A 26,260-nucleotide genomic window follows, 5' to 3' on the forward strand; every position below is an offset into this window, starting at 1 on the left:
GGCCGACTTTATCGCTGCGCCGATACAGGCCTGCAACTGCGTCGTTAGCCCGCAGGGCGCTGTGCGCCGTGAAGCGCCGGCTCCGCAGCCGCCTCTTCCCCTTCCAGCGACACCAGCGCCCTGCGCAGGCTGCTCGCACTCGGCTTGTCGACGAAGACGCAGCGTTTGTGATGGCGCTTGCAATGGTCCTTCACGCGCCAGTAGGCGTCGTGGCTGATGCAGCCGGTCTGGCAGATGACCAGGTCGGCCGCGGCGAGCTGGGGCTCCAGCTGGGCCGGCTTGTGCTCCTCGCCGCCGTCGTGGTGCAGGAACTGCGCGCCGCAGCCCTCCACCGCCTGGCGGTATTGCGGCACGCTGCCGCCCCGGCCGCCGACGCACAGCACGACGCGGTGCTCCAGCCTCGTCGGCAGGGCCGGCAACACCGCCGGGGCCGGCGGCGGCACCGGTTCGGCCGCAGCCTCGGTGGCCGGCGCGTTGCGCGACGCCAGCCGGTTGACCTCGCGTTGCAGCGCCTGGTTGCGCTCCACCTGCTCCGCGAGCCGCTCGCGCAGCTGCTCGCGCTCGGGCAGATCGGGCTGGGCCGCCCGCCAGTGCTGCAGCTGCTCCTGCGCCTGGGCCAGTTGGGTCTGCAGCGCGATCAACGCGGCGCGCTGCTGCATGCGCTCCCGCTCCCAGGCCTGCTGCTCGCGGGCGCGCTCCAGGCTCCAGGCCGTCACGCGCTGCTGCACCTCGGCGTAGTCGCGCGCCAGCGCCTGGTGCTCCGCCGCCAGCTCGCGGTGGGCAACCAAGTCCACGCGCTGCGCCGCGCCGACCTGGTGCTGCAGCATGTGCACCTGGCCCAGCACGCGCATTTCCAGCCACTCATCGCAGCGCGCGTGCGTCAGCGTGGCCCACAGCGCGCCGGCGATCTCGCCCTGCGCCGCGCGGCCGCGCCACCAGGCCATCAGGCTGTCGCGGCACTTGGCCTGGGCGGCCGCGCGGACATCCAGCGTGAAGCGCTGCTCCAGGTCCTTCTGCAGCGCCTCGGCCACCGCGTTGCGGCGCGCGGCCGCGGTGACGAGGCTGCAGTGCAGCGTGTAGTCGTCCTCGTCGCCCTGCAGCACCAGCAGCTTCTTCGCGAGCACGCGCACGCGCTCCAGCGGCACGCAGACGCCGATGACGGGGCAGTGCGCATGGCTGCCCAGCTCCCACAGGCGGCGGCGGCGCGAGCCGGTGGTGACGGGGGCGGCGGCATGCGCCGCGCAGCAGGCTTCAGCCATTTGATGAACTCTCCAAGGCAAAGCGGACAGGGAACTCCACCCAGCTGCCGACCGGCTCGCTGCCGCGCTGCGCGGGGTGGAAGGGGCAGCGGCGGGCCTGGGCCATCGCCGCGTCGTCGAGAAGCCGCCAGCCGCTGCTGGCGGCCAGCAAGACCTGGCCCGCGCGGCCCAGCTCGTCGACCCACACACGCAGGCGCACGACGCCTTCGATGCCACGGTCGCGCAGGGTCGGCGGATGGGGTGCGGGCGCGCAGGCGGCGCGGCGGGCGGATTGCAGCGACACCGGCTCGGCCGGTGGGGCCGGCGCGGCGATGGGCTGCGGGGCCGGCGCCGGTGCAGCCGCAACGAGGGCGGCAACCGCGGGTTCGGCCAGGCGGCGTGCCTCGGCCTGCACCACCTCGAAGGCCGGCGGAGCGATGACGGCGACGTCGGGCAGCCGCAAGGCCGGGGCCGCGGCATGCAGCGGCGCGGGCGCCACGGCGGGCCGTGGCTGCACGGACAGCAGCTTCACCGCGAGCTCGTGCCGCATCGCCGGGGTCGCCGGCATGGCCGCATGACGCGCCGTCCACACCGCCGCCAGCGCGACGCCGTGCAGCGCCACGACGGCGAGCAGCGCACCGATGCGCGACCTCACGCTGCGGCCTCCATGCGGCGCGCGGCCAGCGCCCAGTCGCCGTCCGGCGTTGCCAGCGCCCGCAGGCGCAGGCCAAACAGCGCCTCCAGCGCCGGCAGTGCCGCGGCGCCGGCGGGCACATCGGCCTGCACCTGGCCGCGGCGCACGAGGACCAGGCGCTCGAAGCCGTTCAGCGCCTGCTGGATGTCGTGCAACACGGCCACCAGCGCATGGCCACGCTCGCGGCAGAAGCCGCCCAGCGTGTCCAGCAGCTCCAGTTGCAGGCCCGGGTCCAGCGACGCGAGCGGCTCGTCCACCAGCAGCAGGCCGCGCTCGACGTCGGCGAGTTGCGCCAGCACGCGGGCCAGCTGCACGCGCGCCTGCTCGCCGCCGGACAACTGGTCATAGCGCCGGCCGTACAGGTGGCCGGCGCTGGCCCAGGCGAGCGCCTGGCGCACCCAGCGGCCATCACCCTCACCGGCCCAGCGGCCCAGGCTGACGACCAGTTCCACCGGCAGGCCGAAGGCCACCTGGTGCGACTGCGGCAGCACCGCACGGCGGCGGGCGCGCTGGCGCGCGTCCATGGCGGCGACGGGCTCGCCGTCCAGCAGCACGTGGCCATCCGTCGGCGCAAGGTCGCCGGACATCAGCTTCAGCAGCGTCGACTTGCCCGCGCCGCTGGGGCCCAGCAGCGCCACGCGCTCGCCGGGGTCCACGCGCAGGCCGAAGGGGCCGAAGCGCTGGCCATGCCGGTCCAGCGTCGCGTCGTCCAACAGCAGCATGTGATGCGTCACCAGCCGCCCCCGATCTCGCGTTGCGCGCGCTTGAGCAGCACGAACAGCACCGGCGCGCCGAGCAGCGCGGTCAGGATGCCCACCGGCAGCTCGGCCGGCACGGCCAGCGTGCGCGCGGCGGTGTCGGCCAGCAGCATCAGCAGCGCGCCGAACCAGGCGGCGAGCGGGAGCACGCGGCGCGCATCCGCACCGACGATGCCGCGCGCCGCATGCGGTGCCAGCAGGCCGATGAAGCCGATGAGCCCGCACCAGGCGACCGCCAGGCCGCTCAGCAACGCCAGGGCCAGCACCAGCACGCGCCGCAGCCGCGCCACCGGCACGCCGACCTGGGCGGCGACCGCCTCGCCCAGCGCCAGCGCATTGAGCGCCTGGCCCCAGCGGCGCGACAAGGCCAGCACGGCCGCCACCGCGACGCCCAGCACCGCGACGATGGGCCAGCTGGCCATCGCGAGCGAGCCGAGCTGCCAGAAGGTCAGGTTGCGCAGCTGCTCGTCGGTGGCGAGATAGGTGCACAGGCCGACGAGGGCCATGGCGAGCGCGTTCAGTGCCAGGCCGGCCAGCAGCAGGCCGGCCACCGCGCCAGGCACCAGCAGCCGCGCCAGGCCTTGCAGCAGGCCGCACATGACCCAGGCGCCAGCCAGGGCCGCCAGCGGCACCGCGAACGGCCGCCAGGCGGCGGGCAGGCCACCGGCCCAGGCCGCGAACACGGTCAGCATCAGCGCCACCGCGCAGACTGCGCCGCCCGGGATGCCCAGCAGCGAGGGCTCGGCCAGCGGGTTGCGGAACACGCCCTGCGACAGCGCACCGGCCAGGCCCAGCGCCGCACCGACGACCACGGCGAAGGCCACGCGCGGCAGGCGCAGCTGGGCCAGCACCATCGCGCCCTGCGTCGGCTCGCCGCGGATCAGCGCCCGCCAGTCGGCCAGCCCGAGGCTGAGGGCGCCGCTGTTGGCCGCGACGACGACGGCCGCGGCCAGCAGCGCGAACGCGAGCGGCCAGCCCGGCAGCGCGGGCCAGCGCAGGCCCATCCGCTCAAGCGGCGCGTCCACGCAGCTTTCCCGTCAGCTCGGTCACGGCCTGCGGCAGGCGCGGGCCGAAGCCCAGCAGCAGCAGCGCCTCCATGCTGGCCACGCGGCGCGCGCCGCCGGCGGGCGTCAGCGCCAGGCCGGGCGCCTTCAGCAGGCCGTCGGCGCCGCCCTGCGCCTGCAGGCCCTGGTCGGTGCACAGGATGACGTCCGGCGCGGCCTGCAACGCGGCCTCGGCCGTCAACGGCTTGTAACCCTGCACGCCCGCGAAGGCGTTGCGCGCGCCGGCCAGTGCCAGCATGGCGTCCGCGCCGGTGCCCTCGCCCGCCACGCGCAACTGGCCCGCGGCATGGGCCAGCACGAACAACACGCGCGGCACGCTGCCGGCCGGCGGCTTGGGACGCGCCGCCCAGTCCTGCTGCAGGCGGGCGACGAGCTGAGCCGCCTCACGCTCGCGGCCGCAGAGCTGGCCGATGCGGGTCGTGCGCGTGAGGATGCCGTCGAAGCGGTGCTGCTCGTCCAGCACCTCCACGCGCACGCCGGCGCGCTGCAGCTGCGCCAGCACCTGCGGCGGGCCGGCCTCGCCGCTGGCCAGCAGCAGCTGCGGCAGCAACGCGAGCACGCCCTCGGCCGACAACGTGCGGGCATAGCCCACCTGCGGCAGCCGGGTCGCGTCGGCGGGGAACAGCGAGGTCGTGTCGACGCCGACGAGCTGGCCTTGCGCGCCGAGCGCGAACACGGTCTCGGTGACTGCGCCGCCGACGCTGACGATGCGCGGCTGGGCCTGCGCTAAACCAAGACCAGGCAGGAGCCCCGCAAGCATCAGATTTCTGCGCTTCATTTCAGCGGCGCCATCTTGAATTTGCGGGCCGAGCGCCGGGCCGCTCCCAAGCCGGACCGCGTTGGGCGATGTGCTTGGCGGTCAATCCGGCAAGCATCGCCGTCCCCCCGGGGGCTGAGGCCGGACACGGCAAGTCCAGTGGACTTGTCGTGCCTGCCGAAGAGCGGCCGCTCCGTCGGCTGCGCGGTCTGCAAGACCGACCGGGATGGCCCGCGTTCAGCGCGGCCAGACTGGGCGAGGGGCTCGTTCATGCCGCACACCCGGCGGTCTCTTCGCTCCACACGGGGTCGTCAACGAGGCCGTCCAGCAGCTGGCGCCACGCGCAGCGCTCGGGCTGGCCGGGCTTGCGCTGGCCGAAGAACTGCGCGATCAGCTCGCCGTCCGGCGCGTACAGCTCCAGCGAGCTGACCAGGCCGTCGACGGTCGGCTTGCGCACCGCCCAGGCCTCCGCGATGGCGTCCTCCCGCAGGTGCAGGTTGAAGCGCGGGTCCAGCACGTTGAGCCAGGGGCCCAGCATGGCGACGCGCTTGATGGGGCCGCCGTGGATCTGGATGACGCCGGGGTTGCCGACGAAGACCATGATGGGCGTGCCGTTGGCCGCGGCGCCTTCGAGCAGCACGCGGGCGGCATGCCGGTCCACGCGCTGCGCGAACTGCGGTGCGGCCAGGTGCATCGCGGTGCGGCGCGTCAAACCGTGCCGGCGCAGCAGGCCGAAGAACTCGTGCGTGTCGCGCAGCGCGGCCCAGCCGGCGCGGAAGCCATGGGCGTCCACGTCCGGCGCATCGGTGGCCGCGGGCGGTGCTTCGGTCCGCCACCAGGGCGGCGCGGCGCCGGGGTCGGTCCAGCGCAGCCGCAGCGCCTGCCAGGCGGCGAACTGCGTGGCCGGCCGCGTGAAGACCTTGTGCACGGCCACGCCGCGCGCGTCGAAGAACTGCAGGCTCTGCTGCTCGCCCTCCCTCACCGCGTAGCCCTGCGCCCAGTGGCTGTAGAAGAGGCGCAGGTCGATGTCCTCGCCCAGCGCCATGCCCATCTCGCGGCCGGGCTCGCCCTGCACGCTCAGGTGCTCGTAGACGCCGGTGCGCTCGTGCACGCAATGCGCGTTGCGCGTCAGCGCCATCAGCTCGCCGGCGCGGCTCAGCTCGGACAGCAGGCGCGGGAAATCGCGCCGCAGCCGCTGGGCCTGCAGGCCGCCGTCGGGGGCGCCGACATGCGCATCGATCAGCATGCCTTCGGTGACGCCCAGCGACAGGGCGATGTCGCGGTGGCGGGTGGCGCCGGCGGCGCGGGCGTCGGCATAGGCTTGGCGGAGATCCATCATCAACAGCGCTCCTTCAGAGTTGGGCTTGCAGCACCAGGCCGAACTGACGGCCGGGCGCGGTGTAGGCGTCCAGCGCGGCGCTCGCCGTCGTCAGGCCGCGCACGTCGGTCCAGCGCCAGTACTTGCGGTCGGTCACGTTGTCGATGCGTGCGGACAGCGACCACACCGGCGTGATCTGCCAGCCGGCGGCCAGGTCCAGCACCGTGTAGCCGGCCGGCACGAAGGGGTTGGCCGCAAAGATGCGGCTGGGCTGCTTGCCCGAGGCGCGCAGCATCGTGGCCTCCCAGTGCCAGGCCGGCAGCTGCTGGCGCAGGCTGGCCGAGGCCTTGGTGGGCTCGACGGTGTCCAGCGGCCAGCGCACGCCGTTGCGTTCGGCGCTGCCGTGCGCGCGCGCATAGGCCAGGCCCAGGCGCCACTGCCGGTCGATCTGGCCGTTCAGCCTGACCTCGACGCCGCGGATGCGCGCCTCGTCGAGGTTGATGGACTTGAAGACGATCTTGCTGCCGGGCGCGCCGCCGGAGACGATCTCCTGGCTGATGAAGTCGTCGTAGCGGTTGTCGAACGCGGCCATCTGCCAGCGCCAGCCGCCCCACGCGCCGCGCAGGCCCAGCTCGATGCTGTCGGCGCGCTCGGCCTTCAGGTCGGGGTTGCCGATGGTCTCGTAGTTCTGCACCGGATTGGCAAAGCCGTTGTTCACCTGCGCGGGCGTCGGCGCCTTGAAACCCCTGGCCCATTGCGCATAGGACGTGAGGCCGGGCGCGGCCTGCCACAGCAGGCCCAGGCGCGGCGTCACGGCGCTGTCCCTGAGGTTGACGATGGGTGCGCTGTAGCCGCTGGCCGAGGGCTTGAGCGAGAAGCGCTCGTAGCGCAGCGCCGGCACGAGCTGCCAGTCGCCCTGCGTGAACTCGCCCTGCACGAAGGCGCCGACGAGGCGGTAGTCGGCATCGGGGAAGGGCTTGGCCGGGAAGGTCTCGCCAGCGGCCGGCGTGACGCCGTCGCGCACGCCGCTGACCTGGTTGCGGCTGGCGTCCAGGCCCAGCGTGACGCGCTGCGCGCCCCAGCCGATCTGGCCTTGCGCGGCCAGGCCGGTCAGCGTCTCGTCGTAGTGGTTGTCGCGCACGCGGTCGGTCGTCGTGCGGTCCTCCGCGGCGAACTGGGCGATGCGTGAGTCCTGGTGGTAGAGCTGCACGCTGGCCTGCTGCAGCCATGCAGCGTTGGGGTCGTCCAGCGTCCACGCCAGCGAGGAACGCCAGCGGCGGCTCTCGTCGTCGGCGCGCAGGTCCAGCGTCGTCGCATTGCGGGCGGACAGCATGTCGTAGCGGTCGCGCTGCCTGACGCCCTCCAGCGTCAGCTCCAGGCGCTGCTGGCCGGACAGCGCCAGGCCGGCCTTGCCGAGCAGCGTGTGGCGTTCGCGGTCCAGCGGGTCGGGCTCGGTGCGGTTGACGCCGTCGCCGCCGACCGTGCCCTGGTTGGCCAGCTCGTGCGAGCGGCGCGTGGCGCCCTGCAGCAGCCAGTCCCAGGCACCGCCGCGCCACGCGCCGGCGAGGTTGAGGCCCACCCCGTCGTCACCGCTGTAGCCCGAGGCCTGGGCGCGCAGGGCGACGTCCTTGCCGGGCCTGAGCAGGTCGCTGGCGCGCAGCGTGCGCAGCGCCAGCGCGCCGGCCAGGCCGTCGCTGCCGAACTGCGTAGACGCCGGGCCGCGCAGCACTTCCAGCTGCTGGGCGCCCTCGAGGTTGAGCAGGCCGAGGCGGCCGGTCGTGAAGGGGCCAAAGCTGAAGCTCTGCGGCGCGCGGATGCCGTCAACCAGCACCAGCACCTGGTTGCCTTCAAGCCCACGGATGTTGAGGCCCTCGTTGCCGGCGCGGCCGGCGGTGGTGCTCGCAAGGCCGAAGCGCGGGTTCGGCGCCCGCACGGCGAGGTCCACCTCGTTCTTCAGCAGCTCGCGCAGGTCCCGCGCGCCTGGGGCGGGCTTGAACACGCTGACCGTCGCAGGCACCTCGTCGACGCGGCGGTCGGCGCGGGTGGCGGTGTTGGTCAGCTCGGGCAGCTCGGTGGCGGCGCCGGCGGAGGTCTGGGCCAGGGCAGGGTCGGCAAGGCAGGCGCAGGCGGCAGCCAGCGCAACGGCAGTCTTCAGCACGGGAGCTCCGAAAAGGAAGCGCGGGCTGGCGACTGCTGGCTTGCGCGAAAGGTATCAACCGAGGAAAGGGGACTACTTGGTCAGGATCAGCTTGCCCTGAGAGGTCAGCCGCAGCCGGTAGACCTGCTGCTGGTGATGGATGAACAGCTCGCCGCCAGGGCCGAGCAGCGTGACGCTGTCGATGCTGCGCTGGCCGGCGGCCGGTGCGGCTGCGGCGGCTTGCGCCGGCGGCCTCAGCGCGGTCTTGGGCGGAAGGGTCTCACCAAACATGCAGGCACTGTAATGAGAATCATTCTCGATTGCAAGCCTGTGCTGTCCCGTTTGGACGCGACGGCGTTCAGCCGCGCTGGCGTTCGCTTTCGTAGAGGCAGATGGCTGCGGCCGCTGCGACGTTCAGCGATTCCTCGCCACCCGGCTGCGGGATGCCGACGGTGAGCGCACAGCGGGCCATCAGCTCGGGCGACACGCCCTGGCCCTCGTGGCCCATGACCCAGGCACAGGGCGACGGCAGCGCGACGCGATGCAGCACATGCTCGGTGTGCGAGCTGGTCGCGATCAGCGGCACGGTGAGCTGCGCCAAGTCGTCCGCCGCAAGTCCTTCGACCAGCCGCAGCCCGAAATGGGCGCCCTGCCCCGCGCGCAGCACCTTGGGCGACCACAGCGCCGCCGTGCCCTTGAGCGCCAGCACCTGCCGCACGCCGAAGGCCGCCGCGCTGCGCAGGATGGCGCCGACGTTGCCGGCGTCCTGCAGGCGGTCCAGCACGACGCTGGCAGCGGCGGGGTCGATGGCGGGCGCGGCCGGCAGCGTCAGCTCGGCGCCGATCTGCGCCGGCGATTCCAGCCCGCTCAGGCCCTTGAACAATGCCATCGGCACGACCAATGCGCGCGGCGCCGATCCGGCCAGCGCGGCCAGCGCGGCGTCCTGCATCGCGCCCTCGGTCAGCACGACGAGCGCCGGCTGCCAACCGCGCTGCAGCGCCGCGCGCAGCAAGTGGTCGCCCTCGATCCACAGGCTGCCGGTCTTGCGGTAGCCGCCGGCATCCGCGGTCAGCTTGCGCAGCCGCACCAGCGCCGGGTTGTCGCGCGACGTGATGTGGTCGAGCTTCATGCCAGCGTGTTGGTCGTCACGTCGATGCAGACCTCGCGAACGGGCGCAAAGCTGCGGCGGTGCCAGGGGCTGGCGCCATGTTGCTTGAGCGCGGCCAGGTGCTCGGGCGTCGAGTAGCCTTTGTGCGTCGCGAAGCCGTACTGCGGATGGCTGTCGTGCATCTGCTCGCAGAACAGGTCGCGCGCCACCTTGGCGAGGATGCTGGCGGCCGAGATGGCCTGCACGGTGGCGTCGCCCTTCACGATGGCCTCGGCCGGCACGGCCAGCACCGGCAGGCGGTTGCCGTCGACACGCACCAGCGCGGGCTTCAGGCGCAGCCCCGTCACCGCACGCTGCATGGCCAGCATCGTGGCCTGCAGGATGTTGATGCGGTCGATCTCCTCGTGCGTGGCATGCGCGATGCAGCAGCACAGCGCCTTGGCGCGGATCTCGTCGTACAGGCGTGCGCGCTTGGCCGGCGTCAGCACCTTGGAGTCGGCCAGGCCCTTGATGGGCTGCAGGTCGTCGAGGATGACGGCGGCCGCGAACACCGGTCCGGCCAGCGGCCCGCGGCCGGCCTCGTCCACGCCGGCGATGAGGCCGGGCGGCGTCCAGTCGAGCGCGACCTGCTCAGGCCTGGATGAGCGTCGCGATGGCATCGGCGGCCTGCTTGGCGGTGTCTTGCCGCAGCAGCTCGTGGAGTTGGACGAAGCGCTGATGCAGCGCGGCGCGCCGCGGCGTGTCGGCCAGCAGGCCTTCCGCCTCGCGCGCGAGGTTCTCGGGCGTGCAGGCGTGCTGGATCAGCTCCGGCACCAGGAACTCGCGCGCCAGGATGTTGGGCAGGCCCACCCAGGGCAGCAGGCCCTTGTCCTTCATGCGCCACCAGTTCAGGCGGTTCATGCGGTAGGCGATGACCATGGGGCGCTTGAACAGCGCCGCCTCCAGCGTGGCGGTGCCGCTGGCCACCAGCGTCAGGTCGCAGGCCGCCAGCGCGGCGTGCGACTGGCCATCGACGAGCTGGATGTCCACGCCGTCCAGCATCGGTTCGATGAGGCCGCGCAGCCCCGGCACGACCGGCATGACGAAGCGCCGGCCCGGCCTGGCCAGCAGCTTCGCGGCGCCGATCAAGGCCGGCGCGATGTAGTTGATCTCGCTCTTGCGGCTGCCGGGCAGCAGCGCGATGACGGTGTCGCCTTCAGGCAGCTTCAGGGCCTCGCGTGCCGAAGCACGCGGCGGCTCCATCGGGATGGCATCGGCCAGCGGATGGCCGACGTAGGTCGCGCCGATGCCGGCCTTGTGCAGGATCTCGGGCTCGAACGGGAACAGGCACAACACGTGGTCGGCCGCGCGCTTGATGGTCTGGACGCGCTCGGGCCGCCAGGCCCAGATGGACGGGCAGACGAAATGGACCGTCTTGATGCCGGCCTCGCGCAAGCGCGTCTCCAGGCCGAAGTTGAAGTCGGGTGCATCGACGCCGATGAAGACGTCGGGCCGGTTCGAAATGAGGCGCGTGCCCAGCTGCTTGCGGATGGACAGCAGCTCGCGGATGTTCAGCAGCGCGTCCACGTAGCCGAAGATGGACAGCTTGCTGTGCGGCCACCAGGTCTCGAAGCCCTGGGCGCTCATCTTCGGGCCGCCGATGCCCTGCGAGGTCAGCCCCGGCCAGCGCGCGCGCAGGCCCTGCAGCAGCAGGCCGGCCAGCAGGTCGCCGCTGGCCTCGCCGGCCACCATGCCGAGGCGGGGCGCTGTCTGCATCAGCTCAGCGCACGATGCCGCGCGTGGACGCGGCGAGGAAGTTCAGCATCAGGTCGATGTCGCCATCGGCCGCACCGCCTTCCGTGCCGCGCAGCGCTTCGATGCCGGCCTTGGCCTCGTCCAGCGTGTGGCCGCTGCGGTACAGCAGCTTGTAGATCTGGCGGATGACGCCGATGCGCTCGGCACTGAAATCGCGGCGCTTCAGGCCCACGACATTGACGGCGCGGGCCGCGAGCGGATTGCCGTCCACCGTCATGAAGGGCGGCACGTCGTTCGCAACGTGAGCCTGGAAGCCGATCATCGCGTGGTCGCCGATGCGCATGCGTTGCAGGATGCCGGTCAGGCCGCCGATGGTGACGTGGTCGCCCACGCGCACATGGCCTGCAAGCGTGGCGTTATTGGCCAGCACGCATTCGTTGCCGATGACCACGTCGTGGGCCAGGTGGCAGTAGGCCATGATCCAGTTGTCGTTGCCCACCGTCGTCTCGCCGCGGTCCTGCACCGTGCCGACGTTCAGCGTGCAGAACTCGCGGATGGTGTTGCGGTCGCCGATGACCAGCGTGGTTGGTTCACCGGCGTACTTCTTGTCCTGGTTGGCCGCGCCGATGGAGCTGAACTGGAAGAAGGTGTTGTCGCGCCCGATGGTGGTGTGGCCTTCGATGACCACATGCGGGCCGACCTTGGTGCCCGCACCGATCTTCACGTGCGGGCCGATCAGAGAGTAGGCGCCGACCGCCACCGACGAGTCCAGCTCGGCGGCCGGATCAATCAACGCTGTGGGATGAATCAAAGCCATGCCTGCTCCAGAGAGGCACGCGCGAAACGCGTGCTCGACTTCTCCAGCTGCACCCGTGGAACTGGCTTTGCCAGGCCACTGGGTGCGCCCCCTTGAGGGGGAGCGCCGGAGGCGCTACGGGGGTGGGTCATCCTTCGATGCGGCGCATCGTGCACATCAGCTCGGCTTCGGCGGCGAGGTTCTCGCCGACCAGGGCCCGCGCCGTGAACTTATAGATGCCGGCCTTGGCGCGCCCCAGCGTCACCTCCAGCACGAGCTGGTCGCCCGGCTCGACGGGACGCTTGAAGCGCGCGCCGTCGATACCGGCGAAGTAGACGACCGACTTCTCGTCCAGTGTGATGCCCACGCTCTCGATGGCCAGCAGCGTCGCCGCCTGGGCCAGGGCTTCCAGGATGAGCACGCCCGGCATCACGGGCCGGTGCGGGAAGTGGCCGAGGAAGAAGGGCTCGTTGATGGAGACGTTCTTGATCGCGCGGATGCGCTCGCCCTTGACCAGCTCCACGACGCGGTCCACCAGCAGGATGGGGTAGCGGTGCGGCAGGCGCTTCAGGATGTCGTGGATGTCCATCGTGATCGGGGTCGTCGTCTCAGTCATTTCTTTTCCAGATCGCGCACGCGCTCGCGCAGGGTCGAGAGCTGGCGCAGCGTGGCCGCGTTCTTCTGCCAGCTCGAATTTTCTTCGAAGGGATAGGGGCCGCTGTACACGCCCGGCGCGCTGATGCTGCGCGTCACGGTCGTGGCAGCCGAGATGTGCACGCCGTCCACGATCGTCAGGTGGCCAACGATGTTGGCCGCACCACCGATGGTGCAGTTCGCACCGATGCGCGTGGAGCCGGCCACCGCCGCGCAGCCGGCCATCGCCGTGTTGCGGCCGATGTGCACGTTGTGGGCGATCTGGATCTGGTTGTCGAGCTTGACGCCGTCCTCGATGACGGTGTCGCTCAAGGCGCCGCGGTCGATGCAGGTGTTGGCGCCTATCTCGACGTCGTCGCCGATGGCGACTGCCCCGAGCTGCTCGATCTTCACGTAACCGTTCTTGCTCGGCGCAAAGCCGAAGCCGTCAGCGCCGATGACGACGCCGCTGTGCACGATGCCGCGCCTGCCGATGCGGCAGCCATGGCCCAGCACGACGCGCGGTGCCAGGCGGGTCTGGTCACCCACGACCGCATCGCGCTCGATGACGCAATGCGCGCCGATGCGGGCATGGTCGCCGATGACGGCGCCGGCCTCGACGACCGCCAGCGGGCCGATCTCGACACCCTGGCCCAGCTTCGCATCGTGCGACACGATGGCGCTGGCATGCACGCCGGCCACGGCGCGCGGCCGCACACGCGCCGCCCACCATTGCGTGAGCCGCGCGAAATACAGGTAGGGGTCGGGCGTGACGATGGCCGCGCCGCGCGCGGCGGCGACCTCGGCCAGGGACGGCGCCACGATGACGCAGGCCGCCGCGGTCGTGCCAAGCTGCGCCTGGTAGCGCGGGTTGGCGAGGAAGCTGATGGCGTCGGCACCCGCCTCGTCCAGCGGCGCGATGCGTGCGATACGGATGTCGGGCTCACCAAGCAAATCGCCGCCCAAGGCGGCGATCAGTTCGGCGAGCGCGACGGGAGTCGGGCTCATGGGGTGCCCGGTCTACTTCTGCGCGTTCAGCGCATCGATCACCTTCTTGGTGATGTCCACGCGAGGGCTGAAGTGGATCGCGTCCTGCAGGATCAGGTCGTACTTCTCGGCGTCGAAGATCTGCTTGATGACCTTGTTGGCCCTCTCGACCACCGAGGACAGTTCCTCGTTCTTGCGCTGCGTCAGGTCTTCCTGCCACTCGCGGCGCTTGCGCTGCAGGTCGCGTTCCTGCTCGACGACATCGCGCTGGCGACGGCCACGCTCGGCCTCGGACAGCGTGGGCGCGTCCTTCTCGAGTTTCTCGGCGGCGCCGCGCAGCTTGGTTTCCAGATCGCGCAGTTCCTTCTCGCGCTTGCCGAACTCGGCTTCCAGCTTGGACTGTGCGACCTTGGCCAGGTTGGCCTCGCGCAGCACGCGCTCGCTGTTGACGTAGCCGATCTTCAGTTCCTGGGCTTGCACGGCCGAGGCGGCCACCATCATCGACGTGGCCAGGGCCACCGATTGCAAGAGCTTGCTCATCATCAGAATGCAGTCCCGATCTGGAATTGGAATTTCTCGATTCTATCCGTGCGTTCTTTGCGGATAGGTTTGCCGTAGCTGAGGCGCAGCGGGCCCATCGGCGAGATCCAGGACAGGCCCAGACCGACCGACGCACGCACGCTGTCGAGCTTGAGTTTCTCGTGCGAACCCCAGACGTTGCCGGCGTCGCCAAACAGGAAGATGCGGAAGCTCTTGTCGTTGCCGCTGCCGGGCACCGGCAGGTAGAGCTCGGCATTGAGGTTGAAGCGGCGGTTGCCGCCGCTGTAGGAGCCGGTGTTGTCGACCGGGCCCAGCGAGCCGGCCTCGAACACCCGCACCGAACCCAGGCCACCGCCGTAGAAGTTCTTGAAGATGGGATAGGGCTTGCTGCCCAGGCCCTCGCCCCAGCCGAGTTCGCTGTTCAGGCCCAGCGTGATCTTGTTGGTGATCTCGAAGTACTGCTGGTACTGCAGGTTCAGGCGCGCGAACTGCGCGTCGCCGACCGGGCTGAGTTCGAAGTTGACGCGCTGGTAGCGGCCCTTCATCGGGGAGATGACGCTGTCGCGGCTGTCGCGCTGCCAGCCGATGGTCAGCGGCACGGAGTTGCTGCGCTGGCCGAACTGGTTGACGAAGAGCAGGTAGCTGTTGGGCAGGCCCTTGGACGTCGTGATGTCGGTCTGCTCGTAGCCGATGCCGAAGAAGACGGTGTCGACCTCGGAGAACGGCACGCCGAAGCGGATCGCGCCGCCCTTGGTGACGTACTGGTACTCCTCGCCCAGCGTGTTGATCGGGCGGGTCGTCCGGTAGAACAGGTCGATGGCGCGCGACACGCCGTCGACCGTGAAATACGGGTCGACGGTGCTGATCTGCAGCTGGCGGCCGGTGCGGGCCGTGGCCACGTCGATGCCCAGGTAGTTGCCCGAGCCGAAGACGTTGTCCTGCCGGATGGAGCCGGTGAAGGACAGCTTGGTCTGGCTGGAGTAGCCGGCGCCGACGGTGATGGCGCCGGTGGGGCGCTCGACGACGGTGAGGATGACGTCGACCTGGTCCTGGGCGCCCGGCACCTCCTGCGTGTCGATGCTGACTTCCTTGTCCTTGAAGTAGCCCAGGCGTTCAACGCGGTCGCGCGAGGCCTTGATCTTCTGGCCGTCGTACCACGCCGCCTCGAACTGGCGGAACTCGCGGCGGATGACCTCGTCGCGGGTGCGCGAGTTGCCGGAGATGATGACCTTGCGCACGTAGACGCGGCGCTGCGGCTCGGCCACGAAGGTGACGACCACCTGGCCGGTGGCGCGGTCGATGTCGGGCCGGCTGTCGACGCGGGCGAAAGCGTAGCCATAGGTGCCGAACAGGTCACTGAAGGCACGCGTCGTCTGCGCCACCGCTTCGCCCTGGTAGGCCTGGCCGGGCTTGAGGTAGACGAGGTGCTTGAAGTCCTCCTCGCGGCCGAGGAAGTCGCCTTCGAGCTTCACGCCGGTGACGGTGTAGGGCTGGCCCTCGCTGACCGTGATGGCGATGCTGATGCTCTGCTTGTCCGGCGAGATCGTCACCTGCGTGGAGGTGACGTTGAACTCCAGGTAGCCACGGTTCAGGTAGTAGCTGCGGATGGTCTCCAGGTCCGCGTTCAGCTTGGCGCGCGAGTAGCGGTCGGTCTTGGTGTACCAGGTCAGCCAGCCGCTGCTCGTCTGTTCGAGCAGGCCCAGCAGCGTGCTCTCGGAGAACACCTTGGTGCCGAGGATGCGGATCTCGGCGATCTTGGCCGGCTCGCCCTCGGTCACGTTGAAGCTGACGTTGACGCGGTTGCGCTCGATCGGCGTGATGGTCGTCGTGACCTCGGCGCCGTACAGGCTGCGGGTCAGGTACTGGCGCTTGAGTTCCTGCTCGGCGCGGTCGGCCAGCGCCTTGTCGAAGGGCTTGCCCTCGCCGATGCCGACGTCCTTCAGCGACTTGGTCAGGGCCTCGTTGTCGAACTCCTTCAAGCCGACGAAGTTGACGTTGGCGATGATGGGACGCTCGTCGATGATGACGACGACCGCGTCGCCCTCGATGCTGATGCGCACGTCCTTGAAGAGGCCTGTGGCGAACAGCGCGCGCAGTGCGGCGGCGCCCTTTTCATCGTTGTAGGTGTCGCCGATGCGAAAGGGCAGCGACGCGAACACGGTGCCGGGGTCGGTCCGCTGCAGGCCTTCGACGCGGATGTCCCGGAGCACGAAGGGATCGGCCGCCCAGGCCAGCCCCGACTGGAACATCCCCGTGACAGCCAGAGCCAGCAAGCCGAGGCGGAAGGGGCGACGCTTCGCTCCCGAACTGAAAGAAAAGGACATGGGGACCGGGGGGTTCAGTGCCAACCCGCGAGGCGGGAGACGTCGTTGGAAAGGGCCAAGGCCATCATCAGCATCAGGATCAGCGCACCAGCGCGCTGCAGTTGCCGTTGCCACCATTCGGAGACGGGGCGGCCACTCAAACCCTCGAAAAGATGATACATGAGGTGCCCGCCATCGAGCATGGGCAGCGGCAGCAGGTTCAGCACCGCGAGGCTGAGGGAGATCTTGGCGAGGAAATCGAGATAGGGCGAGAGCCCGGCGCGCGCCGACTGGCCCGCGTAATCGGCGATGGTCAACGGGCCGCTGAGGTTCTTGGGCGAGGCCTGGCCGGTCACGATCTTGCCCATCAGGCGCACCGTCGTGACCGCCATGTCCCAGCTTTGCTCGACGCCGCGCCACAGGCCGTCGACGACGCCATGGCTGACGAAGACGCGCTCGGGTGGCGAGCCGACGCTGACCTGCAGCCGCGCGATGCGCTGGCCGCCCTCCTCGACGATGCGGGGCGTCGCATTCAACTCCACCGTCTGGCCGGCCCGCTCGACGCGCCAGACCATGGCGCGCGGCTGCTCGCCGTCACGGGCGCGGCGGATGGCGTCGCGCAGGAAGCCGGCATCGGGCACGGTCTGGCCGTCGATGCTCAGCACGCGGTCCCCGGCCATCACGCCGGCGGCCGCAGCGGCGCCGGCCGGGGTGACGTCGCGGATCAACGGCTCGGCCAGCGGCGCGAGGCCGATCTCGTTGAGCATCTGCACGTCGGGCGCACGCCCGGCAAGGCGCTCGGTCTCCAGCCGCAAGCTGCGGCGAGCGTGGCCCTGGGCGTCGCTGACGGACAGGTGCAGCGACTCGCCAAGCGCCTGGGCGCGCGCGATGGCACCCTGCAGGTCGGGCAGTGATTCGACGTCCTGCCACTGCTGGCCGTCGGACGAGACCGCCTTCACCCAGTCGCCCGCACGCACGCCGGCGCGTTCGGCGAGCGACCCGGCCGGCGGCGTGCCCAGCACGGCCTTGGGCACCTCGCTGCCCAGCCAGGCCACCATGGCGAACAGCAGCACCGCCAGCACCCAATTGGCCGCGGGGCCGGCCGCGACGATGGCAGCACGCTGGCGCAGCGGACGCTGGTTGAAGGCCTGCTCGCGCTCATGCGGCGCAACGACACCGTCGCGCTCGTCCAGCATGCGCACATAGCCGCCGAGCGGCAGCGCGCTGAGCGTGAACTCGGTGCCGTCGCGGCCGACGCGGCGCCAGATCACGCGGCCGAAACCGATGGAGAAGCGCAGCACCTTGACGCCGCAGGCGCGCGCGACGCGATAGTGGCCCCATTCATGGACCGCGATCAGCAGGGCCAGCGCGACGAGGAAGGCGACGAGGGTGGTCACGGCAGTTGGCGGGCCAGTTCACGGGCATGCACGCGCACGCGGGCGTCGAGGTCGAGCAGCGCCTCGATGCTGGCGCAGTCGCCGGGCTGAACGTCGGCCAGGCATTGCGAGTTGACCGCGTGGATGCGATCGAAGCGCAGCCGGCCGTTCAGGAAGGCGTCGACTGCGATCTCGTTGGCGGCGTTCAGCACGGTCGTGCTGCCCTCCGCGCCGCGCAGCGCCTGCCAGGACAGGTGCAGCCCGGGGAAGCGCGCGGCGTCCGCCTCCTCGAAGCTCAGGCTGGGCGTCGCCAGCAGGTCCAGCCGGCTGGCACCCGAGGTGATGCGCTCGGGGAAGGACAGGCCGTAGGCGATGGGCACGCGCATGTCGGGCGTGCCCAGCTGTGCCAGCACCGACTGGTCGCAGCAGACCACCATCGAATGGATGATGCTCTGCGGGTGGATCAGCACCTTGATCTGCTCCGGCGCGAGGTTGAACAGCCAGCGCGCCTCGATGACCTCGAGCGCCTTGTTCATCATGGTCGCCGAGTCGACCGAGATCTTGCGGCCCATCACCCAGTTCGGATGGGCGCAAGCCTGGTCCGGCGTCACGTCGGCGAGCGTCTTGGGGTCGCGGCTGCGGAAGGGGCCGCCCGACGCCGTCAGCACGATGTGATCGATGCGCTGCTGCCAGGTCGTGCGGTCCTCGGGCAGGCACTGGAAGATGGCCGAGTGCTCGCTGTCGATGGGCAGCAGCGTGGCGCCGCCCTGCTCCACCGCGTGCATGAACAAGGCGCCGCCGACGACGATGGCCTCCTTGTTGGCCAGCAGCAGGCGCTTGCCGGCGCGCGCCGCCGCGATGGCGGGCGCCAGGCCGGCGGCGCCGACGATGGACGCCATGACGGTGTCGACATCCGGGTGGGCGGCGATGTCGGCCAGCGCCGGGGCGCCGTCCAGCACCTCGGTGCGGCTGCCGGCCTCGCGCAGGCGTTCGCGCAGGCGGGCGGCGGCGGCGCGCTCGGGCATGACGGCAAAGCGCGGCTGCCAGGCCAGGCACTGCGCCAGCAGCTCGTCGACGCGGCTCATGGCGCTCAACGCGACGACCTCGTAGCGCTCGGGGTGGCGCGCAATGACGTCCAGCGTGTTGACGCCGATGGAGCCGGTGGAGCCGAGGACGCAGACGCGTTGGCGATTCATGGGGGCCTCTACAGACTGATCAACGCGAGCGCCAACGGGAACACCGGCAGCAGCGCGTCGATGCGGTCCAGCACGCCGCCATGGCCAGGCAGCAGGTTGCTGCTGTCCTTGGCACCGGTGGCGCGCTTGACGAGGGACTCGAACAGGTCGCCCACGACACTCATCGCGGCGAGGAAGACCAGCGCGAGCAGCGAGACGATGCCGTGTCGTTGCACCAGCAAGGTGTAGAGGCTGGGCGAGTCGACGCCGACGCGCACGTCGATGACATGCACCCACAGGAAGCCCAGCAGGATGACGCCGACGAGGCCGCTCCAGACGCCTTCCCAGCTCTTGCCCGGGCTGATGGCCGGCGCGAGCTTGCGCTTGCCGAAGGCGCGGCCACCGAAGTAGGCCGCGATGTCGGCCGCCCAGACCAGGCAGAACACCGACAGGATGAAGTTGATGCCATGTACCTTGGCCTGAACGATGGCCAGCCAGGCGCCCCACAGCAGCAGCGCGCCCAGCGCCAGGCGGCCGCCGCGCGCGATGCGCGGCCAGCCTGTCGGACCGGCGCGCAAGGCGTAGGCCCCGCCCAGCACCCAGACGCCGGTCGCCAGCCACCAGACCCAGGGCGGCGGGGCATTCAGGCCGCCGATCAGCAGCGTCCACACGCAGACCAGCGCCAGCGCCACGCCGGCCGCGATCGCGCCCGTGCCGGGCAAGCCATTGAGCCGCGCCCATTCCCAGCCCGCCGCGCCGATCATCAGCACGCTGACCCAGGCAAACGGCCAAGGCGAGGCCTGGAACAGCACCGGCAGCAGGATGGCCAGCAGCACGACGGCGGTGATGACGCGGGTCTTGAGCATGGGGGTCTCCGACCTCAGGCGGTGGCGGGCGCTTCCTTGACACCGCCGAAGCGGCGGTCGCGCTCGTGGAAGGCGGCAATGGCCGCATCCAGTTCGCGCTCGCCGAACTCCGGCCACAGGCAGTCCGAGAACACGAACTCGGTATACGCCGCCTGCCAGAGCAGGAAGTTGCTGATACGCACTTCGCCGCCGGTGCGGATGAAGAGGTCGGGGTCGGGCGCATAGCTCATGGCCATGAACTCCGAAAGCCTGGCTTCGGTCAGTTCATGCGCCGGCACGCCGGCCTCGATGGCCTTGCGGCAGGCCTGCACGATGTCCCAGCGGCCGCCGTAGTTGAAGGCCACGTTCAGCGTCAGCTTGGTGTTGTGCGCCGTCGTCGTCTCGGCCTCGTTCCAGGCGTTGCGCAGCTTGTCGGACACCGCGTCGCGGTCGCCGACGATGCGGATGCGCACGCCCATCGCGCCCATCTTGGCCAGGTAGCGGCTGACGGCGGCCAGCACCAGGCCCATCAGGCCGGAGACCTCGTCGCTCGGCCGCTTCCAGTTCTCGCTGGAGAAGGCGAACACGGTGACGTATTCGATGTCGCGGTCGATGCAGGCCTGCACGACCTTGACCAGCGCATCCACGCCCGCCTTGTGGCCGAAGAAGCGCGGCAGGAAGCGCTTCTTGGCCCAGCGGCCATTGCCATCCATGACGATGGCCACGTGGCGCGGCGGCGCCGGGCGGTCTTGCGCCACGATAGGGAGCGCGCTCAAACCGCCAGGATCTCGGCTTCCTTGCCAGAGATCAGCTTGTCGATCTCCGCAATCACGCGGTCGGTGAGCTTCTGCACTTCATCGAGGCTGCGACGCTCGTCGTCCTCGCCGATTTCCTTGTCCTTGAGCAGCTTCTTGGCCTGCTCGTTGGCGTCACGGCGCAGGTTGCGCACGGCCACCTTGGCGTCTTCGCCCGCGTTGCGCACGACCTTGGTCAGGTCCTTGCGGCGCTCTTCGGTCAGCGGCGGCATCGGCACGCGGATCAGGTCGCCCTGCGAAGCCGGATTCAGGCCCAGGTCGCTTTCGCGGATGGCCTTCTCGATCTTGGCACCCATGCCCTTTTCCCAGGGCTGGACGGAGATGGTGCGCGCGTCGAGCAGCGTCACGTTGGCCACCTGGCTGATGGGCACCATGGAGCCGTAGTAGTCGACGCTGACCTGGTCCAGGATGCCGGGGTGCGCGCGGCCGGTGCGGATCTTGTGCAGTTCGTTCTTCAGCGCCTCGATCGACTTGGCCATCTTGGCTTCGGCGTTCTTCTTGATGTCGGCAATGCTCATGATCTGTCTCTCGTGAGAATGATTAGACGTGCACCAAGGTGCCCTCGTCCTCGCCCTGCACCACGCGCTTCAGCGCGCCGGGCTTGAAGATGCTGAACACCTTGATCGGCAGTTTCTGGTCGCGGCACAACGCGAAGGCCGCGCCGTCCATGACCTGCAGATTGCGGGAGATGACCTCGTCGAAGCTGATGCGCGAATAGCGCGTCGCGGACGGGTCCTTCTTCGGGTCGGCCGAGTAGACGCCGTCGACCTTGGTGGCCTTCAGCACGATCTCGGCGCCGATCTCGGCACCGCGCAATGCGGCTGCCGTGTCGGTCGTGAAGAAGGGGTTGCCCGTGCCGGCGGCGAAGACGACGATCTTGCCCTCTTCGAGGTATTGCAGCGCCTTCGGGCGCACGTACGGCTCGACGACCTGCTCGATGGCGATGGCGGACATCACGCGGGCGGTCATGCCTTCCTGGCGCATCGTGTCGGCCAGGGCCAGCGAGTTCATCACCGTGGCGAGCATGCCCATGTAGTCGGCGGTCGCGCGGTCCATGCCGACCGAGCCGCCGGCCACGCCGCGGAAGATGTTGCCGCCGCCGATGACGACGGCCACTTCGACGCCCATCTGCGTCACCTCGCGGACTTCCTGCACCATGCGGACGATGGTCGCGCGATTGATGCCGTAGGCATCGTCGCCCATCAGGGCTTCACCGGAGAGTTTGAGCAGGATGCGCTTGTACGCGGGCATGGTGTCCTCAGAATCGGGGGGGCTGTTCTCTGGCCCGGAAGTTTAAAGGGCGCCAACTTGGCGCCCCTTCATTTCATTCTCTTCGCAATCGTCTTTACTGACCCTTGGCAGCCGCCACCTGGGCAGCCACCTCGGCGGCAAAGTCGTCGACCTTCTTCTCGATGCCTTCACCGACCACGTAGAGCGTGAAGCCCTTGACGGTGGTGTTGGCAGCCTTCAGATGGGCGCCCACGGTCTGCTTGCCGTCAGCGGCCTTGACGAAGACCTGGTCCAGCAGGCTGACTTCCTTCAGGAACTTCTGCACCGAGCCTTCGACCATCTTGGCGACGATGTCGGCCGGCTTGCCGGATTCGGCCGCCTTCTCGGTGGCAATCTTGCGTTCCTTCTCGACCAGCTCGGCCGAGACGTCGGCACCCGACAGCGCCGCCGGCTTCATGGCCGCGATGTGCATGGCCACGTCCTTGGCGGCCACGTCGTCACCTTCGAACTCGACGACCACGCCGATGCGCGTGCCGTGCAGGTAAGTGGCCAGCTTGCTGCCGCTGTAGCGCTGGAAGCGGCGGATCGTCATGTTCTCGCCGATCTTGCCGATCAGGCCCTTGCGCACGTCCTCCACGGTCGGGCCGAAGCCTTCTTGCGACAGCGGCAGCGCCGACAGCGCAGCCACGTCGGCCGGGTTGTGCTCGGCAACCAGGCCGGCCAGCGCGTTCACGAAGGCCAGGAAGGCCTCGTTCTTCGAGACGAAGTCGGTCTCGCAGTTCACTTCGATCAGCGCGCCATTGCCGCCGACGACAGCCGCGGCGACAACGCCTTCGGCGGTGATGCGCGAGGCGGCCTTGCCGGCCTTGTTGCCCAGCTTGACGCGCAGGATCTCTTCAGCGCGGCCCAGGTCGCCGTCGGCCTCGGTCAGCGCCTTCTTGCACTCCATCATCGGGGCGTCGGTGCGGGCACGCAGTTCGCCCACCATGCTTGCGGTGATAGCAGCCATATCTCTTCTCCAGATTTCGGTTGGCAAAAGGGGCCTCGCGGCCCCTTTCGATACAGGGTCGAAAGGCGATCAGGCCTCTTCGGAAACCTCGACGAACTCGTCGCCGGCGGGCGCAACCGCGGCCAGCACTTCGTTCGTGGCGTTGGCCTTGCCTTCCAGCACGGCGTCAGCGACGGCGCGGGCATACAGCGCCACGGCCTTGGCCGAGTCGTCGTTGCCGGGGATGACGTAGTCGATGCCGATGGGCGAGTGGTTGGTGTCCACCACGCCGATGACGGGGATGCCGAGCTTCTTGGCTTCGGCAACGGCAATCTTGTGATAGCCGACGTCGATGACGAAGATGGCGTCGGGCAGCGCGGTCATGTCCTGGATGCCGCCGATGTTCTTCTCGAGCTTGGCGATGTCGCGTTGGAACAGCAGGGCTTCCTTCTTGATCGCGGGCTGGGTGCCGGCGTCGATCTGGGCCTGCATGTCCTTCAGGTTCTTCAGCGAGGTCTTGACCGTCTTGAAGTTGGTCATCATGCCGCCCAGCCAACGCGAGTCGACGTAGGGCATGCCGGCGCGCTGGGCTTCAGCGGCGATGAACTCACGGGCCTGGCGCTTGGTGCCGATCATCAGGATCGTGCCGCGCTTGGCCGCCAGCGAGCGGATGAACTTCATCGCATCGTTGAACGCGGGCAGCGTCTTCTCGAGGTTGATGATGTGGATCTTGTTGCGATGGCCGTAGATATACGGTGCCATCTTGGGATTCCAGAAGCGGGTTTGGTGGCCGAAATGGACGCCGGCTTCCAGCATCTCGCGCATCGTGACAGACATGGGTCTTACTCCGAAGGTTGTGTCTAAAATCCGGCCCGAATTGCGTTGCAGCATCTGGAAACAAGCGTTTCCTTCAGCGGCAAGCCGCAACACCTTTGGTGGCCGGTTTGCGATTTGTTGCGACGAATGGCGCTGACCGATTCAGCAGCGCACCCCTCACAACCGTTCTGCCCGCGAGGCCCTGCGCTGCAAGCGCAAAGTCCCTCCGGCAAAACCCGCAGAGTATACACATCTTCATGGCCTTTCCCCGCCGACCCCGAGCAGCGGCCGCGTCCACGCCCTTGCGCGTTCCTTGCCGCCAGGTGTGCGCGTGAGCCGCCGCGTCGCCGTGGTGGGTGCAGGGCTCGCGGGCGTTGCCACGGCCTTCGAATTGGCGGCGCTGGGCCTGCAGGTGCAGGTGTTCGAACGCGGCGGCAGCGTCGCGGAGCAGGCCAGCTTTGCGGGCAGCGCGCTGCTGTCGCCCTTCGTGCCTGACCTGAACGAGGACGCGCCGGCGCCGCTGTCGTGGCGCTGGCGGCGCTGGCGCGCAGGCCACCGTGGTGGCGACGCCCACGCCGCGCTGGTTTCTTTGAGTCTGCTGAGCCTTGCGCGCACCGCCGAGCTGCGGCACAGCCTCGGGCTGGACGACGAGGCGGCCGAAGGCCTGCTGATCGCACTGACCGATGCCCGCCGCCTGGCAGCGGCCGAGGCCAAGCTCGAGGCCTGGCGCGCACTGGGCCTGGCGGTCGAACTGCTGGACGCCGAGCAGGCCCGGCGACGCGAGCCGGGCCTGAATGCGGACGTTCCACTCGCCGCCGCGCTTGCTTTTGAAGGCGCCGGCGCCGGCAATGCCCGCCTGTTCGCGCAGCAGTTGCGCCATCAGGCCCAGCGTCTGGGCGCGGGCTTTCGCTTTCACACGACGGTGCGCGCCATCGGCACGGCGGGCAGCGGCCTGACGCTGCGCCACGAATACACCCCGCCGCCGGAGGCGCCGACCCGCACCCACGGCGGCGAGCGCGAGGCCGGCGACACGCTGCCCCAGCCGCCGGGACCACAGGAGGAGCACTTCGACGCCGTCGTGCTGTGCAATGGCCTGGACGCCGAAGCGCTGGCCGGCCGACGCCTGCGCCTCGCGGCCCAGCACGAAGCTAGCGTGACCGCGCCGCTGCGCGTGCTCGAAGCCCACCCTCACCTCGGCCCCAGGGCCGGCTGGATCGACACGTCACGCGGCCTGGCCGTCGCCCGCATCGGCCAGCGCGTGCGCGTGACCGGCGGCCTTGCCGTGACCGGCGCCCGCGACCGGCATGCGGCGGACTTCGAGGCCTTGCATCGTGGGCTGCAGCATTGGTTCCCGGGCTCGGTGCTGCACCAGCAGGTGCAGCAGGGCCAGAGCCGGCGTTCGCTGGCGACCGACGGCCTGCCACTGATCGGCGCCGGTGCGCGCAGCGGGCTGTGGCTCAACCTGGCGCCATGCGGCGGCTGGGGCCTGGCCTGCGGCGCGGCCCAGGTACTGGCGCAGCAGATCGCAAGGCAGACCCCGGCCATCGACATCAACCTGCTGGGCCCGCAACGCCTGGCCTAAGCTCACGGGCATGCATGCGCTGCTGCCCACCACCGCCCCGCTGCCGCTGTTCGACGTCGCCGCCAGCCGGCGCATCGAGTCACGCGCCCTCGCCCACTCCCCCGACCTGATGGAACGCGCCGGCCTGGCCGTCGCCAAGCTGGCATTGGCATTGCGACGTGGCGAGGGCCCGGTCTGGGTCGCCTGCGGGCCGGGCAACAACGGCGGCGACGGCCGGGTTGCGGCAAGGCGCCTGGCGCAGCGGGGCGTGCCCGTGCATGTCGGCCACGACACGCCCGAGCGCCCCGCCCTTGTCATCGACGCGCTGCTGGGCCTCGGCCTGAACCGCGCGCCGTCCGCCGACATGCTTGCGACGATGGTCGCGATGCAGTCCTGCGGCGCGCCCATCCTGGCCGTCGACCTCCCCAGCGGCTTGCTGGCCGACACCGGCCAGGCGGCGGGCGAACGCGCAGTCCGTGCCGACCACACGTTGACACTGTTGACGCTCAAGCCGGGGCTCTTCACCGGCGAGGGCCGCGCGCACGCGGGACGGATCTGGTTCGACGACCTGGGCATCGCGCCGGACGAGGCGGCCACGGCAACGCTGCTCGGCCCGGCACCGCTGCCGGAGCGCAGCGCCACCAGCCACAAGGGCAGCCACGGCCAGGTGCTGGTGGTCGGCGGCGCGCCCGGCTTGCAGGGCGCGGCCCGGCTGGCGGCGCGCGCAGCGCTGGCCTGCGGCGCCGGGCGTGTCTATCTCGACCTGTTGGGCCAGTCCGCTGGGGAACCGGCAGACCCGGCGTGGGCGGAGTTGATGCGCGGCAGCCTGGCGGCGCTGCCACAGGCGGTCGGTGTCATCGGCTGCGGCGGCGGGGCGGCGATCGCGCAGGCGCTGCCCGACTTGCTGCAGCGGCTGCAGCACCTGGTCGTCGATGCCGACGCACTGAATGCACTTGCCGCCGACCCGGGCTTGCAGGCGCTGCTGCGTTCGCGGCCGGCCGGTTCGACGCTGTTGACGCCCCATCCCCTCGAAGCCGCCCGCCTGCTCGGCCGCGACACGCGAAACCTGCAGGCCGATCGCCTTGCCGCCGCTCGCGAGCTGGCGGCGCGATGCAACGCGACCGTCGTGCTGAAGGGATCGGGCAGCATCATCGCCTCGCCCGGCGAACGGCCGGCCCTGTGCGCCAGCGGCGGGCCGGCGCTGGGGACTGCCGGCAGCGGCGATGTGCTGGCGGGCTGGCTGGGCGGCCTGTGGGCACAGCAGCCGACGCACAGCGCACATGCCATCGCCTGCGCCGGCGTCGATGCGCACGGCCGTGCCGTCGAGGCGGGTGGCGTGTGGCGCGCGGGCGATCTCATCGATCGTCTCGCCGCGCGCCGCTGACGC

Annotated in this window: 26 protein-coding genes; 2 read left to right on the top strand and 24 right to left on the bottom strand. The window is 70.4% G+C overall.

Going from position 1 to position 26,260, the window contains the following annotated elements; translation table 11 throughout:
* Window positions 1-44: 44 nt before the first annotated feature.
* The 24 genes from ASD35_RS05310 to rpsB form a co-directional block, all read right to left on the bottom strand.
* Window positions 45-1,259: a DUF2325 domain-containing protein gene (locus ASD35_RS05310; RefSeq protein ID WP_056873850.1), complete on the bottom strand. Its 1,215-nt coding sequence runs from the start codon at window positions 1,257-1,259 to the stop codon at window positions 45-47.
* Window positions 1,252-1,893 carry an energy transducer TonB gene (locus ASD35_RS05315; protein ID WP_056873851.1) on the bottom strand — a complete coding sequence of 214 codons (642 nt, stop codon included), beginning with the start codon at window positions 1,891-1,893 and terminating at the stop codon, window positions 1,252-1,254. The genes ASD35_RS05310 and ASD35_RS05315 overlap by 8 nt, the downstream gene beginning before the upstream one ends.
* Window positions 1,890-2,654: an ABC transporter ATP-binding protein gene (locus tag ASD35_RS05320; protein WP_056873852.1), complete on the bottom strand. Its 765-nt coding sequence runs from the start codon at window positions 2,652-2,654 to the stop codon at window positions 1,890-1,892. The genes ASD35_RS05315 and ASD35_RS05320 overlap by 4 nt, the downstream gene beginning before the upstream one ends.
* 8 nt (window positions 2,655-2,662) lie before the next feature.
* Entirely contained in the window at window positions 2,663-3,715 is a 1,053-nt protein-coding gene (locus tag ASD35_RS05325) for an iron ABC transporter permease (RefSeq protein ID WP_157275392.1), read from the bottom strand.
* A complete protein-coding gene (locus ASD35_RS05330; protein WP_235538247.1) occupies window positions 3,699-4,514 on the bottom strand; it encodes a hemin ABC transporter substrate-binding protein in 816 nt (271 codons plus the stop codon). Before ASD35_RS05330 ends, ASD35_RS05325 begins: the two co-directional genes overlap by 17 nt.
* Before the next feature lie 265 nt (window positions 4,515-4,779).
* Window positions 4,780-5,847, bottom strand: a complete 1,068-nt coding sequence (locus ASD35_RS05335) for a hemin-degrading factor (RefSeq protein ID WP_056874602.1) — start codon at window positions 5,845-5,847, stop codon at window positions 4,780-4,782.
* A gap of 16 nt (window positions 5,848-5,863) precedes the next feature.
* On the bottom strand, window positions 5,864-7,987 hold the full coding sequence (locus tag ASD35_RS05340; protein WP_056873855.1) for a TonB-dependent receptor domain-containing protein: 2,124 nt from the start codon (window positions 7,985-7,987) through the stop codon (window positions 5,864-5,866).
* A 72-nt stretch (window positions 7,988-8,059) separates the two neighbouring features.
* Complete coding sequence (hemP, locus tag ASD35_RS05345; protein ID WP_056873856.1) at window positions 8,060-8,257, bottom strand: hemin uptake protein HemP; 198 nt, start codon at window positions 8,255-8,257, stop codon at window positions 8,060-8,062.
* 67 nt (window positions 8,258-8,324) lie between these two features.
* The gene (locus ASD35_RS05350; RefSeq protein WP_056873857.1) at window positions 8,325-9,095 is read right to left on the bottom strand and encodes an RNA methyltransferase; all 771 of its coding nucleotides are present in this window, start codon (window positions 9,093-9,095) and stop codon (window positions 8,325-8,327) included.
* Entirely contained in the window at window positions 9,092-9,733 is a 642-nt protein-coding gene (gene rnhB, locus ASD35_RS05355) for a ribonuclease HII (protein ID WP_056873858.1), read from the bottom strand. The genes ASD35_RS05350 and rnhB overlap by 4 nt, the downstream gene beginning before the upstream one ends.
* Window positions 9,705-10,829: a lipid-A-disaccharide synthase gene (lpxB, locus tag ASD35_RS05360; RefSeq protein ID WP_056873859.1), complete on the bottom strand. Its 1,125-nt coding sequence runs from the start codon at window positions 10,827-10,829 to the stop codon at window positions 9,705-9,707. Before lpxB ends, rnhB begins: the two co-directional genes overlap by 29 nt.
* A gap of 4 nt (window positions 10,830-10,833) precedes the next feature.
* Entirely contained in the window at window positions 10,834-11,625 is a 792-nt protein-coding gene (lpxA, locus tag ASD35_RS05365; protein WP_056873860.1) for an acyl-ACP--UDP-N-acetylglucosamine O-acyltransferase, read from the bottom strand.
* A gap of 127 nt (window positions 11,626-11,752) precedes the next feature.
* Complete coding sequence (fabZ, locus tag ASD35_RS05370; protein ID WP_235538248.1) at window positions 11,753-12,220, bottom strand: 3-hydroxyacyl-ACP dehydratase FabZ; 468 nt, start codon at window positions 12,218-12,220, stop codon at window positions 11,753-11,755.
* Complete coding sequence (gene lpxD, locus ASD35_RS05375; RefSeq protein WP_056873862.1) at window positions 12,217-13,245, bottom strand: UDP-3-O-(3-hydroxymyristoyl)glucosamine N-acyltransferase; 1,029 nt, start codon at window positions 13,243-13,245, stop codon at window positions 12,217-12,219. Before lpxD ends, fabZ begins: the two co-directional genes overlap by 4 nt.
* 12 nt (window positions 13,246-13,257) lie before the next feature.
* A complete protein-coding gene (locus tag ASD35_RS05380) occupies window positions 13,258-13,767 on the bottom strand; it encodes an OmpH family outer membrane protein (protein WP_157275393.1) in 510 nt (169 codons plus the stop codon).
* Window positions 13,767-16,088 (bottom strand): outer membrane protein assembly factor BamA, encoded by a 2,322-nt coding sequence (bamA, locus tag ASD35_RS05385; protein WP_056873864.1) that lies wholly within the window; start codon window positions 16,086-16,088, stop codon window positions 13,767-13,769. The genes ASD35_RS05380 and bamA overlap by 1 nt, the downstream gene beginning before the upstream one ends.
* A gap of 14 nt (window positions 16,089-16,102) precedes the next feature.
* A complete protein-coding gene (gene rseP / locus ASD35_RS05390) occupies window positions 16,103-17,464 on the bottom strand; it encodes an RIP metalloprotease RseP (protein WP_056873865.1) in 1,362 nt (453 codons plus the stop codon).
* The gene (ispC, locus tag ASD35_RS05395) at window positions 17,461-18,639 is read right to left on the bottom strand and encodes a 1-deoxy-D-xylulose-5-phosphate reductoisomerase (protein WP_056873866.1); all 1,179 of its coding nucleotides are present in this window, start codon (window positions 18,637-18,639) and stop codon (window positions 17,461-17,463) included. Before ispC ends, rseP begins: the two co-directional genes overlap by 4 nt.
* A gap of 8 nt (window positions 18,640-18,647) precedes the next feature.
* The gene (locus ASD35_RS05400; RefSeq protein WP_056873867.1) at window positions 18,648-19,484 is read right to left on the bottom strand and encodes a phosphatidate cytidylyltransferase; all 837 of its coding nucleotides are present in this window, start codon (window positions 19,482-19,484) and stop codon (window positions 18,648-18,650) included.
* Between the two features lie 14 nt (window positions 19,485-19,498).
* A complete protein-coding gene (gene uppS / locus ASD35_RS05405; RefSeq protein WP_056874603.1) occupies window positions 19,499-20,224 on the bottom strand; it encodes a polyprenyl diphosphate synthase in 726 nt (241 codons plus the stop codon).
* Window positions 20,225-20,235: 11 nt separating this feature from the next.
* Entirely contained in the window at window positions 20,236-20,796 is a 561-nt protein-coding gene (frr, locus tag ASD35_RS05410) for a ribosome recycling factor (RefSeq protein WP_056873868.1), read from the bottom strand.
* Between the two features lie 22 nt (window positions 20,797-20,818).
* On the bottom strand, window positions 20,819-21,529 hold the full coding sequence (pyrH, locus tag ASD35_RS05415) for a UMP kinase (protein ID WP_056873869.1): 711 nt from the start codon (window positions 21,527-21,529) through the stop codon (window positions 20,819-20,821).
* Window positions 21,530-21,623: 94 nt separating this feature from the next.
* Complete coding sequence (gene tsf / locus ASD35_RS05420; protein WP_056873870.1) at window positions 21,624-22,517, bottom strand: translation elongation factor Ts; 894 nt, start codon at window positions 22,515-22,517, stop codon at window positions 21,624-21,626.
* 69 nt (window positions 22,518-22,586) lie between these two features.
* Window positions 22,587-23,333 carry a 30S ribosomal protein S2 gene (gene rpsB, locus ASD35_RS05425; RefSeq protein ID WP_056873871.1) on the bottom strand — a complete coding sequence of 249 codons (747 nt, stop codon included), beginning with the start codon at window positions 23,331-23,333 and terminating at the stop codon, window positions 22,587-22,589.
* Between the two features lie 310 nt (window positions 23,334-23,643).
* Between rpsB and ASD35_RS05430 the strand changes: the two genes are divergently transcribed.
* Together ASD35_RS05430 and ASD35_RS05435 are read left to right on the top strand one after the other, a co-directional pair.
* The gene (locus ASD35_RS05430; protein WP_162254429.1) at window positions 23,644-24,894 is read left to right on the top strand and encodes an FAD-binding oxidoreductase; all 1,251 of its coding nucleotides are present in this window, start codon (window positions 23,644-23,646) and stop codon (window positions 24,892-24,894) included.
* A gap of 10 nt (window positions 24,895-24,904) precedes the next feature.
* Entirely contained in the window at window positions 24,905-26,257 is a 1,353-nt protein-coding gene (locus ASD35_RS05435) for an NAD(P)H-hydrate dehydratase (protein WP_056873873.1), read from the top strand.
* The last annotated feature ends 3 nt before the right edge of the window (window positions 26,258-26,260 follow it).

This window comes from Pelomonas sp. Root1444, from assembly GCF_001426885.1.
In the GTDB taxonomy this organism is placed as follows: domain Bacteria; phylum Pseudomonadota; class Gammaproteobacteria; order Burkholderiales; family Burkholderiaceae_C; genus Pelomonas.

Excerpts from the sequence above, each read along its gene's own strand:
- ASD35_RS05310 (WP_056873850.1), bottom strand. The coding sequence starts at position 1,259 with ATGGCTGAAGCCTGCTGCGCGGCGCATGCCGCCGCCCCCGTCACCACC.
- ASD35_RS05320 (WP_056873852.1), bottom strand. The coding sequence starts at position 2,654 with ATGCTGCTGTTGGACGACGCGACGCTGGACCGGCATGGCCAGCGCTTC.
- ASD35_RS05330 (WP_235538247.1), bottom strand. The coding sequence starts at position 4,514 with ATGCTTGCGGGGCTCCTGCCTGGTCTTGGTTTAGCGCAGGCCCAGCCG.
- ASD35_RS05335 (WP_056874602.1), bottom strand. The coding sequence starts at position 5,847 with ATGGATCTCCGCCAAGCCTATGCCGACGCCCGCGCCGCCGGCGCCACC.
- hemP (WP_056873856.1), bottom strand. The coding sequence starts at position 8,257 with ATGTTTGGTGAGACCCTTCCGCCCAAGACCGCGCTGAGGCCGCCGGCG.
- ASD35_RS05350 (WP_056873857.1), bottom strand. The coding sequence starts at position 9,095 with ATGAAGCTCGACCACATCACGTCGCGCGACAACCCGGCGCTGGTGCGG.
- rnhB (WP_056873858.1), bottom strand. The coding sequence starts at position 9,733 with ATGCCATCGCGACGCTCATCCAGGCCTGAGCAGGTCGCGCTCGACTGG.
- lpxB (WP_056873859.1), bottom strand. The coding sequence starts at position 10,829 with ATGCAGACAGCGCCCCGCCTCGGCATGGTGGCCGGCGAGGCCAGCGGC.
- lpxA (WP_056873860.1), bottom strand. The coding sequence starts at position 11,625 with ATGGCTTTGATTCATCCCACAGCGTTGATTGATCCGGCCGCCGAGCTG.
- fabZ (WP_235538248.1), bottom strand. The coding sequence starts at position 12,220 with ATGACTGAGACGACGACCCCGATCACGATGGACATCCACGACATCCTG.
- lpxD (WP_056873862.1), bottom strand. The coding sequence starts at position 13,245 with ATGAGCCCGACTCCCGTCGCGCTCGCCGAACTGATCGCCGCCTTGGGC.
- ASD35_RS05380 (WP_157275393.1), bottom strand. The coding sequence starts at position 13,767 with ATGATGAGCAAGCTCTTGCAATCGGTGGCCCTGGCCACGTCGATGATG.
- bamA (WP_056873864.1), bottom strand. The coding sequence starts at position 16,088 with ATGTCCTTTTCTTTCAGTTCGGGAGCGAAGCGTCGCCCCTTCCGCCTC.
- ispC (WP_056873866.1), bottom strand. The coding sequence starts at position 18,639 with ATGAATCGCCAACGCGTCTGCGTCCTCGGCTCCACCGGCTCCATCGGC.
- ASD35_RS05400 (WP_056873867.1), bottom strand. The coding sequence starts at position 19,484 with ATGCTCAAGACCCGCGTCATCACCGCCGTCGTGCTGCTGGCCATCCTG.
- frr (WP_056873868.1), bottom strand. The coding sequence starts at position 20,796 with ATGAGCATTGCCGACATCAAGAAGAACGCCGAAGCCAAGATGGCCAAG.
- pyrH (WP_056873869.1), bottom strand. The coding sequence starts at position 21,529 with ATGCCCGCGTACAAGCGCATCCTGCTCAAACTCTCCGGTGAAGCCCTG.
- tsf (WP_056873870.1), bottom strand. The coding sequence starts at position 22,517 with ATGGCTGCTATCACCGCAAGCATGGTGGGCGAACTGCGTGCCCGCACC.
- rpsB (WP_056873871.1), bottom strand. The coding sequence starts at position 23,333 with ATGTCTGTCACGATGCGCGAGATGCTGGAAGCCGGCGTCCATTTCGGC.
- ASD35_RS05435 (WP_056873873.1), top strand. The coding sequence starts at position 24,905 with ATGCATGCGCTGCTGCCCACCACCGCCCCGCTGCCGCTGTTCGACGTC.